The sequence below is a fragment of the Dyadobacter fanqingshengii genome, from assembly GCF_023822005.2.
Lineage (GTDB): Bacteria > Bacteroidota > Bacteroidia > Cytophagales > Spirosomataceae > Dyadobacter > Dyadobacter fanqingshengii.
This window is the reverse complement of sequence record NZ_CP098806.1, coordinates 3,253,785-3,270,123: the sequence shown is the minus strand read 5'-3', so window position 1 is coordinate 3,270,123 and position 16,339 is coordinate 3,253,785. Positions and strand designations below refer to the sequence as shown.

19 protein-coding genes are annotated in these 16,339 nt (G+C 45.5%); 11 read left to right on the top strand and 8 right to left on the bottom strand.

Annotated elements, in window-relative coordinates:
* The first annotated feature begins 23 nt into the window (after positions 1-23).
* A complete protein-coding gene (locus tag NFI81_RS13660) occupies positions 24-1,802 on the top strand; it encodes a RagB/SusD family nutrient uptake outer membrane protein (protein ID WP_234611892.1) in 1,779 nt (592 codons plus the stop codon).
* A gap of 99 nt (positions 1,803-1,901) precedes the next feature.
* Here NFI81_RS13660 and NFI81_RS13655 read toward each other — a convergent pair whose 3' ends face one another.
* From NFI81_RS13655 to NFI81_RS13635, 5 genes are all read right to left on the bottom strand, one after another.
* Positions 1,902-2,306 (bottom strand): Hsp20/alpha crystallin family protein, encoded by a 405-nt coding sequence (locus NFI81_RS13655; RefSeq protein WP_234611893.1) that lies wholly within the window; start codon positions 2,304-2,306, stop codon positions 1,902-1,904.
* Between the two features lie 19 nt (positions 2,307-2,325).
* Complete coding sequence (locus NFI81_RS13650) at positions 2,326-2,541, bottom strand: hypothetical protein (RefSeq protein WP_234611894.1); 216 nt, start codon at positions 2,539-2,541, stop codon at positions 2,326-2,328.
* A 3-nt stretch (positions 2,542-2,544) separates the two neighbouring features.
* Complete coding sequence (locus NFI81_RS13645; RefSeq protein WP_234611895.1) at positions 2,545-2,805, bottom strand: hypothetical protein; 261 nt, start codon at positions 2,803-2,805, stop codon at positions 2,545-2,547.
* A 130-nt stretch (positions 2,806-2,935) separates the two neighbouring features.
* Positions 2,936-3,304, bottom strand: a complete 369-nt coding sequence (locus tag NFI81_RS13640) for a poly-gamma-glutamate biosynthesis protein PgsC/CapC (RefSeq protein ID WP_234611896.1) — start codon at positions 3,302-3,304, stop codon at positions 2,936-2,938.
* 11 nt (positions 3,305-3,315) lie between these two features.
* Positions 3,316-3,864, bottom strand: a complete 549-nt coding sequence (locus tag NFI81_RS13635) for an RNA polymerase sigma factor (RefSeq protein ID WP_234611897.1) — start codon at positions 3,862-3,864, stop codon at positions 3,316-3,318.
* Between the two features lie 415 nt (positions 3,865-4,279).
* On the opposite strand from NFI81_RS13635, the gene NFI81_RS13630 reads away from it, so the two are divergent.
* Entirely contained in the window at positions 4,280-4,645 is a 366-nt protein-coding gene (locus NFI81_RS13630; protein ID WP_234611898.1) for a T9SS type A sorting domain-containing protein, read from the top strand.
* 74 nt (positions 4,646-4,719) lie between these two features.
* Here the strand turns inward: NFI81_RS13630 and NFI81_RS13625 are convergent, their stop codons facing one another.
* Positions 4,720-5,757: a Gfo/Idh/MocA family oxidoreductase gene (locus tag NFI81_RS13625; RefSeq protein WP_234611899.1), complete on the bottom strand. Its 1,038-nt coding sequence runs from the start codon at positions 5,755-5,757 to the stop codon at positions 4,720-4,722.
* A gap of 139 nt (positions 5,758-5,896) precedes the next feature.
* On the opposite strand from NFI81_RS13625, the gene NFI81_RS13620 reads away from it, so the two are divergent.
* Both NFI81_RS13620 and NFI81_RS13615 read left to right on the top strand, forming a co-directional pair.
* Positions 5,897-6,097 carry a hypothetical protein gene (locus tag NFI81_RS13620; protein WP_234611900.1) on the top strand — a complete coding sequence of 67 codons (201 nt, stop codon included), beginning with the start codon at positions 5,897-5,899 and terminating at the stop codon, positions 6,095-6,097.
* Between the two features lie 3 nt (positions 6,098-6,100).
* On the top strand, positions 6,101-6,493 hold the full coding sequence (locus NFI81_RS13615; RefSeq protein WP_234611901.1) for a type II toxin-antitoxin system VapC family toxin: 393 nt from the start codon (positions 6,101-6,103) through the stop codon (positions 6,491-6,493).
* Between the two features lie 9 nt (positions 6,494-6,502).
* On the opposite strand, the gene NFI81_RS13610 is transcribed toward NFI81_RS13615, so the two are convergent.
* Positions 6,503-8,596, bottom strand: a complete 2,094-nt coding sequence (locus tag NFI81_RS13610) for a pyrroloquinoline quinone-dependent dehydrogenase (protein ID WP_234611902.1) — start codon at positions 8,594-8,596, stop codon at positions 6,503-6,505.
* A gap of 22 nt (positions 8,597-8,618) precedes the next feature.
* Positions 8,619-9,572, bottom strand: a complete 954-nt coding sequence (locus NFI81_RS13605; RefSeq protein ID WP_234611903.1) for a sugar phosphate isomerase/epimerase family protein — start codon at positions 9,570-9,572, stop codon at positions 8,619-8,621.
* Between the two features lie 192 nt (positions 9,573-9,764).
* Here NFI81_RS13605 and NFI81_RS13600 point away from each other — a divergent pair, with 192 nt between their 5' ends.
* The 7 genes from NFI81_RS13600 (at position 9,765) to NFI81_RS13570 (ending at position 16,258) form a co-directional block, all read left to right on the top strand.
* The gene (locus NFI81_RS13600) at positions 9,765-11,051 is read left to right on the top strand and encodes a Gfo/Idh/MocA family protein (protein ID WP_234611904.1); all 1,287 of its coding nucleotides are present in this window, start codon (positions 9,765-9,767) and stop codon (positions 11,049-11,051) included.
* 56 nt (positions 11,052-11,107) lie between these two features.
* Positions 11,108-11,539, top strand: coding sequence for a tRNA (adenosine(37)-N6)-threonylcarbamoyltransferase complex ATPase subunit type 1 TsaE (tsaE, locus tag NFI81_RS13595; RefSeq protein WP_234611905.1), 432 nt, complete (start codon positions 11,108-11,110; stop codon positions 11,537-11,539).
* 40 nt (positions 11,540-11,579) lie between these two features.
* On the top strand, positions 11,580-12,806 hold the full coding sequence (locus NFI81_RS13590) for an alanine dehydrogenase (protein ID WP_234611906.1): 1,227 nt from the start codon (positions 11,580-11,582) through the stop codon (positions 12,804-12,806).
* Between the two features lie 30 nt (positions 12,807-12,836).
* Positions 12,837-13,241 carry a hypothetical protein gene (locus NFI81_RS13585; RefSeq protein ID WP_234611907.1) on the top strand — a complete coding sequence of 135 codons (405 nt, stop codon included), beginning with the start codon at positions 12,837-12,839 and terminating at the stop codon, positions 13,239-13,241.
* Positions 13,242-13,372: 131 nt separating this feature from the next.
* Positions 13,373-13,807 (top strand): hypothetical protein, encoded by a 435-nt coding sequence (locus tag NFI81_RS13580; protein ID WP_234611908.1) that lies wholly within the window; start codon positions 13,373-13,375, stop codon positions 13,805-13,807.
* Positions 13,808-13,984: 177 nt separating this feature from the next.
* Positions 13,985-14,899, top strand: coding sequence for an ABC transporter ATP-binding protein (locus NFI81_RS13575; protein WP_234611909.1), 915 nt, complete (start codon positions 13,985-13,987; stop codon positions 14,897-14,899).
* 33 nt (positions 14,900-14,932) lie between these two features.
* Positions 14,933-16,258 carry an ABC transporter permease gene (locus NFI81_RS13570; protein WP_234611910.1) on the top strand — a complete coding sequence of 442 codons (1,326 nt, stop codon included), beginning with the start codon at positions 14,933-14,935 and terminating at the stop codon, positions 16,256-16,258.
* The last annotated feature ends 81 nt before the right edge of the window (positions 16,259-16,339 follow it).

Below are 16,339 nucleotides of genomic sequence, written 5' to 3'. Positions count from 1 at the left end.
CAGATTTAAAATACTGAACATATATGAAGACGACATTATTAAAATATCTGCTTTCCATTGGCCTGGCGATCGGGATCGTGACGGCTTGTAAGGATTCGTTTCTTTCAAAAGATCCGCAAGGACAATATAGCCCTACCGCGCTGAAAACGCCCAGCGGAGTGGAAGGTTTGCTTATTGGCGCCTATGCGATGATTGATGGCCAGGGCTTGGACGGACAAGACTCGTGGAACAATGATATACAAAGCTGGGTGTTCGGCGGATTGGCCTCGGATGATTCTTACAAAGGGACTGATGCAGGTGACCAGCCCGAACAGTCTTTCATTGAAAAATATGACTTCCAGCCGACCAATAATCACATCAAAAACAAATGGCGCGGGCTTTACAAAGGCGTAGCACGTACAAATGACGTGATCAATACGCTGGAGGAAGTTCCGGAAGTGGCTGAGGCAAGAAGGAAACAGATCATTGCCGAAGCCCGGTTTCTGCGCGGCCTTTTCCATTTTGAAGCCAAAAAAATGTGGAAGACGATTCCGTATATTGATGAGACGATCTATAAGCTGGACGAACTGGAAAGTACCAAAATTCCGAATGATAAGGACGTTTGGCCCATGATCGAAGCTGATTTCAAAGCTGCTTCCGAAGGCTTGCCCGAAACGCAGTCGCAAGTAGGGCGTCCCACGAAATGGGCTGCGCTCGCGTTTCTCGGTAAAACTTATATGTATCAAGGCTGGAATGTGACTACGGGCGCTCCTAACACAGCCGTTTTAACAAAAGCGAAGCCAATTTTCGAACAGATCATTGCATCAGGCAAGTTTTCGCTGGCACCGAAGTTCGAGGATAATTTCCTGATCGCAACCCGAAATAACAAGGAGTCGATTTTTGAGATACAATATTCAGTATCAAGTGCTTCCGGCGATGCGGCGGATGCGGGCGTGGGTTTGGCGCACCCCTACATAGATCCCTGGGGTTGCTGCGGATTTTATCAGCCATCTCAAAATCTGGTCAATGCATTCAAAACCAGCGCAACGGGCCTGCCATTATTGGATACATTCAATGATACGGATGTGAAAAACGATCAGGGTTTGAAATACACCGATCCATTTGAGCCTTACACCGGGCCGCTGGATCCGCGTCTGGACCAAACCGTTGGCCGGAGAGGGATTTTGTTCAAAGATTTCAAAATTCACGGAAGCGACTTCATCCGCGACCAGACTTATGCAGGGCCCTATTCACCCAAAAAACACATTTCTGAAAAAGCCGGATTTGGGATCAACGGTTGGGGTAATTTGTCCAGCAACAACTATCGCATTATGCGTTATGGAATGATATTGCTTTGGCTTGCAGAAGTTGAAGTAGAATTAGGGAACCTCGAAAATGCCAGAAAACTGGTCAATCAAATCCGCACCCGCGCTGCGAACCCCGGCGGTTTTGTGAAAAAAGCAATTCAGGGAAGCAAATCACGTGACGACTACACCGTTACAAACGAGCCGGCTGCTAATTATGTGATCAAAACCTACGATCAGCCCTGGGCGGATGCCGCCACTGCTCGCAAAGCGGTTCGTTTTGAGTCCCGTCTGGAATATGCCATGGAAGGCCACCGGTTTTTTGACTTGCAAAGATGGGGCATAGCCGCTGAAACATTGAACAAATATGTGACAGTGGAATCAGCAAAACGGGTTTACAAGAAGGGAGCTGTTTTTACAAAGGGTAAAAATGAATATTTCCCCATCCCGCAGGAAGCGATCGACCGTTCGTATAAGGCAGGAACTGCAACACTTGTTCAGGATCCGGCCTATAAATAGATCTTTGGTTAGTGTAACCAATATTTGTTAAGCGTTGGTAATCAGAAAAGCCTCTGCATATACATGCAGAGGCTTTCTTCAATTTAACATCATGGCTAATTAACTGATCCTGATCTCCTGCGCAGGCTTTTCGGAGCCTGGAATAATCGGCAGGTTCAGGTGAAGGATCCCATTAGCGTACTCAGCTACAATGTTGTCCGAATCCACAGTTTCGTCAATCACAAACGACCGCTCGAACGAGGCCTTGCTGAATTCATGGCGGATCCAGTTCCGGTTATCTTCCTTGTCGTTGTTGGATACATAAGAAATGGTCAGTTCATGACCTTTAATGCTGATTTTGAAATCGTCCTTTGCTCGGTCAGGGGCAAAAACCATCAGCTCATAAGTGGTGTCATTCTTCACAATGTTCACCGGAACGCGGTAAGTATGGCTGCCTCCAAATTGTTTCCCTGAATATTCGTGGCGCATGCCATAACCACGTTGTCCAAATCTATTATTGCACATTTTGTTTTTTGATTTAATGTTAAAATTGATTGTCTTTTTGCTCGGTTACACCCGCATCTTTCTCTGAATCCCTGTCACTCCACCGCGAATGACTTCCGCAGTCTCTATGACCATAATGGCCCCATCCGTGGCGGCCCCATCCGTGGTGGAAACGGTGTCCAACTGTAAAATGTAAACTGGCTGCTGTAATGAGCGCTACACTGATGCCCAGCAGCATTCTTGTTCTTCTTTTCATGGCTTATATATTTTTTGGATTTTGATAAAATGGATCTCGCAATCCCTCTTTTCCTTCATAAAAACGCCTGTTATCCGGTCCGCCGAAATACGGATCATAATGTCTCCATCTGTGGTAACCGTAGCGCCTTCCTGCAAAAAGCCGGAAGATCAGACCGATAAAAAGGAAAAAGAAAAGTGCTTTGAAGAGCAGGAACGGGATCAGGAAAAGGACGATCCCTCCCAGGATCCCGCCGACGATAATTTTAAGAATTTGACTAAACATGGCTTTTGAATTTATGTTAATGAAATGCACACATCCGGTGTACATGATGACAGACGGCTGATTGAAAAAATTACTTTAAAGATTTTTGAAAAAATAAAAAACCCAGCTTTATGGGCTGGGTTTGAAGTTGTTATTCATTTTCTGGCGGCTTACCGCAGCGTCTTCGCATTTCCTGCCGAAACTTTTTCCGGTCTTCATCGGTCATATCCATCCATTTATTTCTCCACGGGCCAAAGCCGGGACCGCCTTCGCCGGGGAGGCCTCCGCCGAAACCAGGTTTGCGCCACCGGCCCGGTCCCCCGCCGAAATTGCCAAATAAGATCCTGCATAACACGATCAGGCCGACGGCCTGCCAGTATGATATCGGATTTGTATTCAAGAGTTCAGGTAAAATGGCATTCCATAACCAACGGACAATCGCGCCCAGGAGGAGCGCAGCAGCAAACCCGAAAATCGGAAACATCCAAAAGCGCTTCCTGTATGTATGTCGCTGATTCATGATAGACAAATTTAATAATTTACAAATTCCTGATACAATGTTTCCAGCCTCTGCCGCAAATGCTGAACCGCATAACGTTTCCTGGAAATAAGTGTTTTGATATTTTCTCCGGTCCGGTCAGCAATCTCCTGAAAGGTCTGATCTTCCAGTTCGTTCCAGATAAAAACCTGGCGCTGATTTTCGGGAAGTTCCTGCAATGCAATGGTCAGTTCTTCCCAGAATAAGTCTTTCATATACACCGTTTCGGGCGTGTTGCCATCTGCTAGCAGGATGTCTTTGAAATAAAACTCGCCTTCCTCGTCCTCATAGCCATAATCTTCCAGCGAATCGGGTTTTTGTTTCCGGTATTTATCAATGATGCGGTTGCGCGCCACGCGGTATAACCAGCTGCCGATCTGCTCGATAGCTTCAATCTCAGGCACGCTGCTAAGCTGAAACCAAACATCCTGCAAAATATCCTCAGCATCCTCATCCGAATTTACCCGTTGCCGGATAAAGCCCATGAGCTGCTTGCTGTAAGATGAGACAGTTTGAATGATATTTGGCCTCTTTTGCGACAAAGTGAAGGTTGAAAGTTGGTATTATCTGGGTAGACGGACATCAAACGAAAATACTTTAAATCTGCCGGGATATTATGTGTGTGTTAAGAGGGATTCTTTATGAATGGTTATTATTAGAATAGTGCAAATGTTATGTTAAATTGACTTTGTATTTGATGTGTCAAATTTTAAACTACTTGTTGCACTTTTGCTATAAACATAGGATTATTTTAATAATATTAGATAACAACAAAAAGAACTTTAACCTGCTGAATATTTGCTTGTTGCATTCTATTCATAATGTTACCTACATTTACATTATCAAACAGCACAGAATCGAGTGCAAAAGAAGTTTGAGATTGATTTGAAATATCGAGTTAGTTTAATATCTGAAAAGTACAAAAAGTAAACTCAAACAAACATTAACATCAGAAAAATGAAAAAGACAATTTTGACAATCGCAGTTCTGTTGGGAGTATCAGCTGCTAATCTTACAATCGCCGCAGACAAAAACAAAGAAAATAACGCTTCTATTGAACTGGTTTCAAACAGCGAATTGAAATTTAAACTTACGCTTGAAAGCGTGAAAGAAAGATCTTCATTGGTTATCAAAGACTTCAACGGAGACATCGTTTACAGCACTGCGCTTCCGAAATCTGAGAACTACTCTAAAATCTTCGATCTTTCGAACCTTGCTGATGGAAATTACAGCTTCATCGTTAACAACGGTGGCGAAACTTCTGCAAAACCATTTGTGATCGCAACAGAAACAAAACGTCTGGTAACAGCAGTTGTTAGATAATATTAACGAACCTTCCTGCTAAAGAGGCTGTCACATTGTGACAGCCTTTGTTTTTTTATCAGCATTTCAAATTTTTAGTAAGTCATCACCTGCTTCTCGCGGCTGCTCTGGAAAGCCAGATCAATGACCCGCGTTGTCCGGATAATTTCAGCCGGTTTCACGGCCAGGCCTGCTCCGTTGACAATGGCGTCATACACATTCTGATAAAACGGCGCATAGTCGCCCGCTTCGCTTTCGACGACGCCTGTAAAATCCTCACTATACAATTTGCCCCAGCGGTTTTCCGGTTCAACCCCCCAGGGTTTTTCTGTTGGCAGGATATTCTTGCGTAATGTTTCCTCCTGCGGATCCAGGCCACCTTTGATGAATGATCCTTTCGTTCCGTGCAGGTTATAGCGAAGGAAATTTTCATAAACCATCAGGCTCGACTTCACTATCACCAGCTTATCCGCATAGCCCAGCCGCACATCAAAATAGTCATCAATTTCACTATTGGGCCTCACAGAACGGATCTCCGCAGTTACAGTCAGCGGCTCTCCGAAAAGCACCAAAGCCTGATCGATCAAATGCGGCCCCAGGTTGTAAAGGTTTCCGCCCACGGGAACGCTTTTTTCTTTCCAGGATTCGGTTGGAACCACTGGCCGGAATCGGTCGTAGCGGCATTCATATTCGACTATATCGCCCAGTTTGTCTTCGGCAATGAGTTTTTTAATGGTTAAGAAGTCAGAATCCCAGCGGCGGTTTTGGTAGGCTGTCAGGATCAATCCTTTTTGTTCGGCCAATGCAACAAGCTGGCGTGCTTCTTCTTCGGTTGCAGAAAACGGCTTTTCGATCACCACGTGTTTGCCGTTTTCCAGAGCGTCCATTGCGTAAGGGAAATGCGTTTCATTGGGCGTGCATATGAAAACCAAATCAATGGATTCGTCGCTCAGAAGCTCCTCAACGGATCTTGCATTGCCAATGTTCGGGTCAAATTCCTGCGCTTCGTTTTTACTTCTTTCAACAACGGTCTTGATCTTGAAACCCGGATTGGTGCTAAGAAAAGGGGAATGAAAGTAACGCCCGGACAACCCAAAGCCAATCAACCCAACATTAAGAATTCGTGAAGCCATAATTTTATTTTTAGACGATAATAACAAAGGTAACTTTTGAGGGGAAATGGGCAAGAACCCGACACTCCGAACACTTTTCAGGATATTTGAGTTTTGGAATTAATGACATTATATTTGACTACGACAAAATGAAACTGCCATGACAACGGAGGAAAAGAAAAAGGATATTATCGGAAAAATCATCAGCACAGAAGATGATAAGTTGATAGATATGGTCAATAATCTCCTTAATGCGACCGATCTGGATTCCGGTTCGAGGAAACCAGGTTGGGGCAAAGGCATGGTTAGCCACATTTCAGACGATTTCGATGAAATTATTCCACCCGGATTCCCACACTAGCACATGAATTACTTAATTGACACACACATTTTACTTTGGCATTCAGACAACGATCAAAAACTTTCCCACCAAGTAATTCTCGAATTAAATTCTGCTTCTACAAGTTTGTTTGTCAGCCATGCAACCTATTGGGAAATGGCTATCAAAAAAGGTTTGGGTAAACTGGATTTGAGTGTGCCCATTTCAGAGTTTCGCAGGATGGCGATGAGAAATTCCTTTCATTCCCTGTCATTTGATAACGAACATTACGATGTGCTGGAACAGCTTCCCTTGCTACATGCTGATCCCTTTGACAGAATGATCATTGCGCAGGCCATCGCCGAACGGCTTACCATTATTACACAAGACAAAAAATTCGCATTGTATCAAAACCTTGTCCCTATTCTATGGAACTAAGGTTTGGTGCTACGGCAGTGCGAACGCCACATATTTGTCACCGGACTTCGTATTCAGCTTTCCGCCTCCGCAGGCTATGACGATGAATTGCTTGCCGTTCACTGAATAGGTGCTGGCCGAGGCGTAACCTGCGGCTGGTAATGTGGCGGTCCAAAGGATTTTTCCGGTTCTTTTATCAAATGCCCGGATCTTCTCGTCGCGGCTGGCGGCGATAAAGAGTAAGCCGCTCGACGTCACGAGCGGGCCGCCGTAATTATCGGTTCCGGTTGGTGGGATTCCTTTGTCTGTCAATCCTTTGTATTCGCCCAACGGCACTTGCCAGCGGCGTTGACCAGTGTTCAGATCCACAGCGGTAAGCGTTCCCCATGGCGGTTGACTTACTGGGTAACCGTTTTTGTCATACCAGCGGTTATAACCCGTGTTATGGTAAGGAACTTGTCCGTTGTTAGTGCTGACGACCTTTTGATCAGTATTTTTATTTAGCAAAAAATCAATGATCAAATTTTTCTCCGCATCTGAAATGTGTGAAAAGGAAGGCATCATTCCTTTTCCTTTTTGCAGAATGGTTGTGATCTGTTCTTTCGTTAACCGTTTTTCAATATTCACAAGCGAAGGGTAGGAGCCGTCGTGATTTCCGGTTTTGTCAGCGCCGTGACAAGCCGCGCAGTTTAATTGATATAATTTGCTGCCGTTAACTGCATGGTCGCTCAGCACTTCCTTTTTCTTCAATGTGGTGTAAACCGGAATTTCTTTGGCCGGAATGTACATGATGCCATCTGGATCCGTCGCGGCTCCGCCCCATTGCGCGCCGCCGTCTGTTCCGGGATAAAAAATGGTCATATCACCTGTTATGGGAATATATGCAGTTCCGAACCTTGCTTTTTTAAGCAGTCCTTCAAGTGAATCGCGGTTAGCGACGAATGAATTAAAGTCTTTTGCACCGAAAGTCTGGCGGGTAAATGGCAGTGGTAATGTTGGAATGGGCTGCGTTTTGCTTGGTTTTTCACCTTCCATGGCATCCGTTTGAAAGGCGGTTTCTTTAATAGGAAACAATGGTTTGCCCGTAACGCGGTCGAAAACGAAAATATAGCCTTGTTTCGTGATCTGGACAACGGCGTCCACTTGCTTTCCATTAATGTTAAGTGTCACCAAATTGGGTGGGCACGGCGGATCGCGGTCCCAGATGTCGTGGTGGACGAGCTGGAAATGCCAGAGTCGCTTGCCGGTTGTGGCGTCCAATGCGATGAGGCAGTTTGCAAAAAGATTATCGCCGGGCCTGTTGCCGCCCCAAAAATCAAAAGCCGCGGAGCCTGTTGGGATGTAAACAATGCCACGTTTCCGGTCAATGGCCATTCCAGCCCAGGCATTGGCGCCGCCGAATTTTTGTCTTGCTGGCTGCGCTAACCACGTGTTATAGCCAAATTCACCTTTGTCAGGAATGGTGTGAAATGTCCAAACGAGCTTGCCCGTAACCGTATCATAAGCCCGTACATCGCCTAGCAGCGCAGTTTCATTTTCTGCAACCCTGCCGCCGACAATGATCAGGTTTTTGTAAATGGTGTTCGGTGTGTTGGAAGAAATAAAATCATCAGAGCCGGGCCGTTCAATGCCCGTTTTTAGATTAATTTTTCCATGATCCCCAAAAGAATCAATCAGCTTTCCAGTCGTTGCATCCAAAGCATAAAGCCAGTTTGCAGCGCCAAAAAAAATGCGTTTGCTTTGATTGTCAGACCAGTAAGTTACACCGCGACTCAGCGTTCCGGCAACATCCGGCAGATTGCTTTTCCAGATTTCCTTTCCAGTCGCTGCTTCAACTGCAAACGCCTGAATGGATGCAGAAACGCCATAGAGAATTCCATTGATAATGATAGGGTTACATTGCATCTGGCTGCGGTTTCGCGCAGTATCCGCCCCACCGGAAGCATATGTCCACGCAACTTTCAGCTGCGCAACATTATCCTTATTAATCTGATTAAGGGCTGAAAAGTGGCTTCGTTCGCCGTTTCCGTTATATTCCGGCCAATCTGTATCATTTAATAACTGCGCGAGCACAAAGCCGGTAACCGCCAGGAAAACCAGCGAAAGCAGGATCAGACGTTTCATAGTGACGGGCTGCATTTCATGTTCATGCTTCCTGCCATAGTTCTTTTGCCCTTTTCAAATCACGTCTCATCGCATCAAAAACAACTTTTTTGTCCACCGTAATTTTGTCGGCGCCTTGATCCGCACCGCCTAAAGGATATTCCAAGTGCAGGCAGATCGGCACATCTACCTTATTGTCTTTCAGTAATTTGAAGTAAGTTTTGAAATCCACCATGCCTTCTCCCAGCGGAACGCTTTTGGGCCCCCATTTTCCATTGGTTTTCTCCCACATGAAATCTTTCAGCACAATGGTCTTAATGCTCGGCCTGATGAGGTTAAAGCCTGTTTGCCACGAAAGCCCGCCTTCCAATGTGGCGTGCCGGATGTCATATTGGGCGCCCATGCTTTTGGGATCGGCTTTTTGCAAAATTTGCCAGATCTCAAACATACTAGCGCCGACAAGCCGTCCCGCGTGGTTTTGATAACAGCCCGTCAGTCCCAATTGGTTGTTAAGCTGCCCCAAACCAGCCATTTTATCCTTGTATTGGTCCAAAAGTTGCGGAATGGTTTGCTGCTCGTTGTATTTATACCAGTTCATGCGGTAATACTTGAAACCAAGCTTCGAAGCCGTTTCCAACAATTTTTTATCAACCGGATTGGCTGCATCTTCCACCGCCGTGCAAAACATTAATGGCGTAAAACCGGCCTTTTTCATCGCTTCTGCTGCTTTGGGCAAGTCCGTTTCAACATTTTCAGGCAACACATGGCCCTTTGGACGCACGGTAAGATCAATGCCGTCGAAGCCGAGTTCTTTGGCTGCATCCGCCATGTCCGTGTAATTCAGGAAATGCAGGTGTTTGGAGAAAATATTGATTTTGGGGACGTCCGCCGCTGCATTACTGCCTGCTGCAAAAGCATTATTTGCCATAACAGGAGCAACAGCACCTGCTAATGCGCTGTTGATGAGAAAATTGCGTCGGGATATATTTTGAGACATGGGGATCAGGATTTATTTCCAATTGAAAACTCAAGGATGATAAGTTTCAAACATTGATTTTTTACTAAATCAGTAATAAATACTTTGCCCCGGGTTTAAACCTGGGGCAAATGGATGTTGATAAAAAGATTCTTGCTAGTAGAAATATTCTCTTTTTTCTTTTGAAATATCAGGACTCAACTTCTAAATAATATGGAAATCAATACTTTGAATCGCAGGGATTTTCTGAAAGCTGGGGCGGTGATATCGTCATTTATGATCGTTCCTAGGCATGTTTTAGGAAAAGGTTACCTGGCGCCAAGCGATAAAATTGCATTAGGCTTCATTGGCTGCGGACGCCAAAGCGGCGGCTTGCGCAACCGGTTCCTGGACACCATGGAAACGCAGATTGTTGCTGCTTCGGACGTGTATGCGGTGAAAAGAGAGAGTTTTGTTACAAACGTCAATAAATGGTATGCTGAAAAGGCGGCTCAAAGCAATTATAAATCAGCCGTCGGGATCGAGGACTTTCGCGAGTTGCTTTCCCGCAAAGACATTGACGCTGTGATCATTGCAGCGCCGGATCATTGGCACGCTTCCATGGCTGTACGGGCTGCTGAGGCGGGAAAAGATATTTATTGTGAAAAACCCCTTTCGCTAACCGTAAAAGAAGGAAGGGCGATGGTGGATGCCACCCGGAAACACAACCGCGTGTTCCAGACCGGCAGCATGCAGCGTTCCTCCAAGGAATTTACCCAGGCAGCGCAACTGGTGAGAAGCGGCGCCATCGGGACGGTAAAGCAGGTTTTTGTCAATGTTGGCGGACCTCCTAAAGTTTGGGATTTGAAAGAAGAAACCAAACCCGATGGCTTGAACTGGGACCTCTGGATGGGCCCAAATGCCATGAGCAGACCATATAACAATGAGCTGGCGCCCGCCATGAATGCCACATTCTGGCCCAAATGGCGGGATTACATTGAATTTGGCGGCGGCGGCATGACCGACTGGGGCGCACATATGTTCGACATTGCGCAATGGGGATTGGGTATGGACGATAGCGGGCCCGTGGAGCTTATTTATTCAGAGCCGACAAAAGGACTGGTTTACAAATACGCCAACCGCGTGGAAGTGATCCACCGGCCCATGGAAGGAAAACAGCATTGCCATTTTGTGGGCTCGGATGGGGAAGTTTTTGTAGCAAGAGGCGAATTGCGGACGACGCCGGAAACGCTCAAAGACAAAGTGTTTAACCAAGATGATTACAAAGTGTACGTAAGCGACAACCATTACAAAGATTTCCTGAATGCGATCCGCACCAGAAAACCGCCGATCTGCGATGTGGAAGTAGGGCATAGGACGGCTTCCATTTGTAATCTTGGGAATATCGCGTACCGCCTGCAGCGTTCATTAAAATGGAATCCTAAAAAGGAAGAGTTTAAAAAAGATAAGGAGGCAAACCAACTCCTGGGCCGCGACATGAAGGCCGAGTGGAAGGTTTAGGACAACAGTCTATCATTTAATGTCACGAGTTTTTCCAAAATGTGTATTTTTGTAACATGTTTGGAGAGTCTGCTGTCATGCGTTTTAGTGAATTAGAGGAACTGGAAGCAGTCTCTGCTGATCTGCTGCACATAGGCAAGGACATTCCCGTATGGTTATTTGAAGGCCATATGGGCGCAGGCAAAACAACCCTCATCAAAGCGCTCTGCGAAAAGCTGGGCGTCCGCTCACACGTTCAAAGCCCCACATTTTCACTGGTCAATGAATATGACGCCGGTGATAAATTGGTCTATCATTTTGATTTTTACAGGATTAAGGATGAAACCGAAGCGCTCGATATGGGCGTGGAAGAATATTTCGATTCCGGGCATTTTTGCTTTGTCGAATGGCCGGGAAAAATAGAATCCTTATGGCCAATGCATTATCTGCTGATCCACATGGAAGCAGATGAAAGTGGCAAGAGAATATTAGAAGCAACCAGGGTATAGAGGTCATAATCAATTTGTTTCACATTCATTTTTGCTATCAATGCCACAACCTCAGATTACCGGTTTTGAAGAGCTTGCCAAGCAGTCGGCATTGTATCCGCAGGAATCCCTGATGGCCGTCCGGAAGGATCAGAACTCGTTGCACATTGGCTTGCCCCGTGAAGTTTCTTTGCAGGAAAACCGGATTGCGCTTACGCCGGATGCCGTAAAAATCCTTGTTCGCAACGGACATGAAGTTTGGGTTGAAAAAGATGCAGGCAAAGGCGGAAACCTCTCAGACCACGAGTATAGCGAAGCCGGCGCAGTGATTGTGCAAAGTGCTAAGGAAGTGTATCAGGCCAATGTCATCCTGAAAGTGGAACCGCTGGTGGAAGAAGAGTTTCGCTACATTAAATCCGGCACGACATTGATTTCCGCAATGAATCTGCCAGCCTTGGAAAAGAAGTATTTTGAGCGTCTTAATGAGCTGAAAATCACTGGTATAGGTTACGAACTGATTGAAGATAAAGTAGGAGGGAAGCCCATAATCCGTGCTATGGGCGAAATTGCGGGAAGCACCGTTTTACTTATTGCAGCGGAATATTTGTCAACGCCTAATGGTGGCAGAGGCATTATCCTGGGCGGTATAACGGGTGTTCCCCCCACCAAAATCGTGATACTGGGGGCAGGGACGGTTGCAGAATACGCAACGCGGGCCGCTATTAGTGTCGGAGCGGATATCAAGGTTTTTGACAAACATATATATAGGTTACAACGATTAAAATACGCCATAGGCCAGAATCTTTACACATCTATCATTGATTCGGATACATTGGCTGAGGCCATCGCCCGGGCCGACGTCGTCATTGGCACCATGCGTGCTGAAAACGGCATCAGCCCATTGGTTGTCACCAAAGAAATGGTGTCCCAAATGAAGCCAGGCTCCGTCATTATTGACGTCAGTATTGACCAGGGCGGGTCTTTCGAGACTTCCCGCATGACCACGCATAAGCACCCGACATTTAAATTCAATGATGTGATCCATTATTGCGTGCCCAACATTCCCTCGCGTGTGGCGCATACAGCCAGCACGGCGCTCAGCAATGTATTTTTGCCGTTTCTATTACAAACAGGCACAATCGGCGGCATCGAGGAAATGATTTATGCCAATCGTTGGTTTATGAAAGGAGTGTATTGTCACAAAGGAACATTGACCAACTCGCATATCGCAAGAAGTTTTAACATGCGGTATAAGGATTTGACATTGTTGCTGGCTGCGCGGATGTAATTGCGCCGGCGTTTTTAATTTAAAATAATTATGATCAATAACAGTAACGAGAATACCCTGATGGATGACGCCAACTCACCCGAGTTGAACCAGAAGTTGATGGGTTATATATCGCAGGATTTTATCAAAGTGGCGGATCAGCTTAAAGAAGCATCTTACCAGATCCGTAAGCGCGGTTTTTCGGATCATCCGATCTTTATCATCACTAATAATGATCTGGAACTGGGCGCATTACTGATTGATAGAACTGAATTAGCGAACAACTACGCATATCGCGCCAGTTTTATGCAGGAGTTTGTGGATAGGAAGCTGATCGGTGAGGAATCTGTTTTAATGTTTACAGAGAATTACAAAAATGCTGACGAATTCTGTTGCCTTTTTGCATTGATCGGCGACTTTTCAGGCTTCGTTTTTGTGCCTTATCCAGAGGACTAACGTGCCACCAGAATGCCGAAAACCGAAAAATAAACATTCGGCACGGTTGCGAATTAGGTTAGATGGGTTGTAAAGTTTTCTTTCTAGTTTTAGTGATTAATTAATTGATATTCAGCTAAACGTCCCTCTTTATGCAATCAAACTTACCTTTGGAAAAGGAATTGGAGCCAATCTTTTTAGGAAAATTTCCCCCGTTTTCAGATTCAGTCAAAGAATTTTTGGTTCAGTATGGCCCTTATTTCATGCTCGTGCTGTCCATTATCGGGATCTTTGGCTTACTTACAGCATTAGGCATTGGCGGGGCAGCATTAGGGCTGGGCGCAGTTTCAACTGGCATCGGCTTTAATTTTTACCTGGGCATTGCTCTCGGCGTCATCACCCTCATCATGTATGTGCTCGCGTTCTCCCCGTTACGTGCCCGCAAGCGCCAGGGCTGGAATCTGCTTTACTACGCTTTGCTGATTGGTTTGGTCAGCAATCTTATCCAGCTCAGCATTCTCGGCGCACTCATTAGCGGCGTAATCGGATTTTGGGTTTTATTTCAAATCCGCGAAAAATATATGTAAGAAGCATTTTTCAAATACTTTCAAAATTGAAGCGAGCGGTAATCCGCCCGCTTTTTTTATTTTACCACTAATCACCCGATTTTATACGCTCATACTGTAACTTTAATCCGGCCACAAAAACCTTTGCACTTTTGGCTGCGAAGCGTACGCCTAATGTCACCGAAGGTTTCTGTAAATATGAATATCATAGAAGTAAGGAATGTTACCAAGGAGTATTCCAATCACATTGCACTGGACGATGTCAGTATTAATATCCCGAAAGGCTGTATTTTCGGCTTGCTGGGTCCTAATGGTGCGGGAAAAACGTCGCTGATCCGGATCATTAACCAGATTACGGGGCCGGACAAGGGCGAAATTTTGTTTGACGGACAGCATTTGAATCAAAGCCACATTTCGCGCATTGGTTATTTGCCGGAGGAGCGGGGGCTGTATAAAAAGATGAAAGTGGGGGAGCAATTGCTTTACCTGGCGCAGCTGAAAGGCTTATCGCAAAAACAGGCGATGGACAAACTGAAAACATGGTTTATCAAATTTGACATTAAAACCTGGTGGGATAAAAGCGTTTCCGATCTGTCGAAAGGAATGCAGCAAAAGGTGCAATTCGTTTCAACAGTGCTCCACGAACCAGATTTGATCATTCTGGACGAGCCATTTTCAGGTTTCGACCCGATTAATGCCAACCTGATCCGCGATGAAATTTTGGAATTAAAACAAAAAGGCAGCACGATCATTTTTTCAACGCATAGAATGGAAACGGTGGAAGAGCTCTGCGATAACATTGCATTGATACACAAGGCCAAAAAAGTGCTTGACGGCCCCAAAAAGCTGATTAAGGAACAATTCAAAACCCACACCTATTTTGTTGAGTATAAGGGAGATCTGAGCGGACTGGAAGATCTTTACACGCTTACTCCTGAAAAAGAACTCGAAAATGGTTTCAGGCGCACCAACATTCATTTGGGAGAAAGTGCAAGTCCGAATGATTTGCTCCGGGATCTACTGCCCAAAGCAGAGATCCGGTCGTTCGGGGAGAACATTCCGAGTATGAGCGATATTTTCATGCGTTCTGTTAACGAAGTTCCCGAAGCATAGTTCAAGCCAACCCTACATTTAAATCTTTCCACAATGCGCAATATATTTTTGGTAATCAGAAGAGAATATCTGGTAAGGGTAAAAAAGAAGTCATTTCTGATCATGACACTGCTCGGGCCATTGCTGTTCGTCGGTTTTTACGCGGTTGTTATTTGGGTGGCTATCGGTTCTGTTGATACCAAAACGGTTCAGGTGCTGGACGAAAGCGGTTTATTCAAAAATGAGTTTAAGGATAGCGAAACATTGAAATTCGATTATCTGACCTCTTCGCTGGATTCGGCCAAGGCGGATTTTAAAGGCAGTGACGCAAATGCATTGGTATACATTCCAAAAAATGTCATCAAGGAACCCAAAAGCGTCCGCATCTATGCAGCCAAGAATGTGAGTATGGACCTGAAATCGGAAATTGAAAAGGTTATTGAAAAAGAAATCGAAGACATTAAACTTGGAGAAGCAGGCATCACGCACAAAATTCTGGAAGATTCGCGGGTCAATGTCAATTCAGAAACCATTAGTCTGAGCGAAGAAGGTGAAAAAACCAGCAGTTCCGGTGCGGCAACGGTGATTGGCGGCATTTGTGCATTCCTCATTTATATGTCTGTTTTTATTTACGGTACCCAAGTGATGCGAGGTATAACGGAGGAAAAAACGAGTCGCATTGTAGAAGTCATCATTTCTTCGGTAAAGCCCTTTCATTTAATGTTGGGGAAAATCATTGGCGTGGCGTTGGTCGGATTGACGCAGTTCGTGCTCTGGATTTTACTCACGACTGCATTAACAAGCGCCACTTCGGCTATTTTAAGCAATAAAATGTCCCAGCAATCTCCCAAGGTTGCCCAGGAAATGCAGAAAATGCAGAATGGAATGCCCGCTTCCAGCATGCCGGGCGGGAATGTCGAAAATCCGATCGCGGAAGTTTTAGGCGCCGTGAGCAGTCTTAATCTTCCATTAATCCTGGGCTGCTTTTTGTTCTATTATCTGGGAGGTTACCTGCTTTACAGCGCACTTTTCGGGGCGGTCGGTGCCGCAGTGGACAATGATGCCGATACCCAGCAATTTATGCTGCCTATCACATTACCCATTATTTTCTCCTTCGTTTTCGCCCAATTCGTCCTCCGCGATCCCGATGGCACATTGGCTTTCTGGACTTCCATCATTCCTTTTACATCCCCGATCATTATGATGGTGCGGATTCCATTTGGCGTTCCGGCCTGGGAAATCGCACTTTCTATGGTGCTTCTCGTGCTCGGTTTTATGGGCACAACCTGGCTCGCAGCCAGGATTTACCGCGTTGGAATTCTCATGTACGGTAAAAAAGTAAGTTATAAAGAGCTGGCCAAATGGATCTTTTACAAGTAAAAGCGTTTTCCTGGCTTTAACACTTTTTAAGAGAAGGAAAATCTTGCTGTTGAGGTAATTTTGCTAATTTTGGCCGACCGT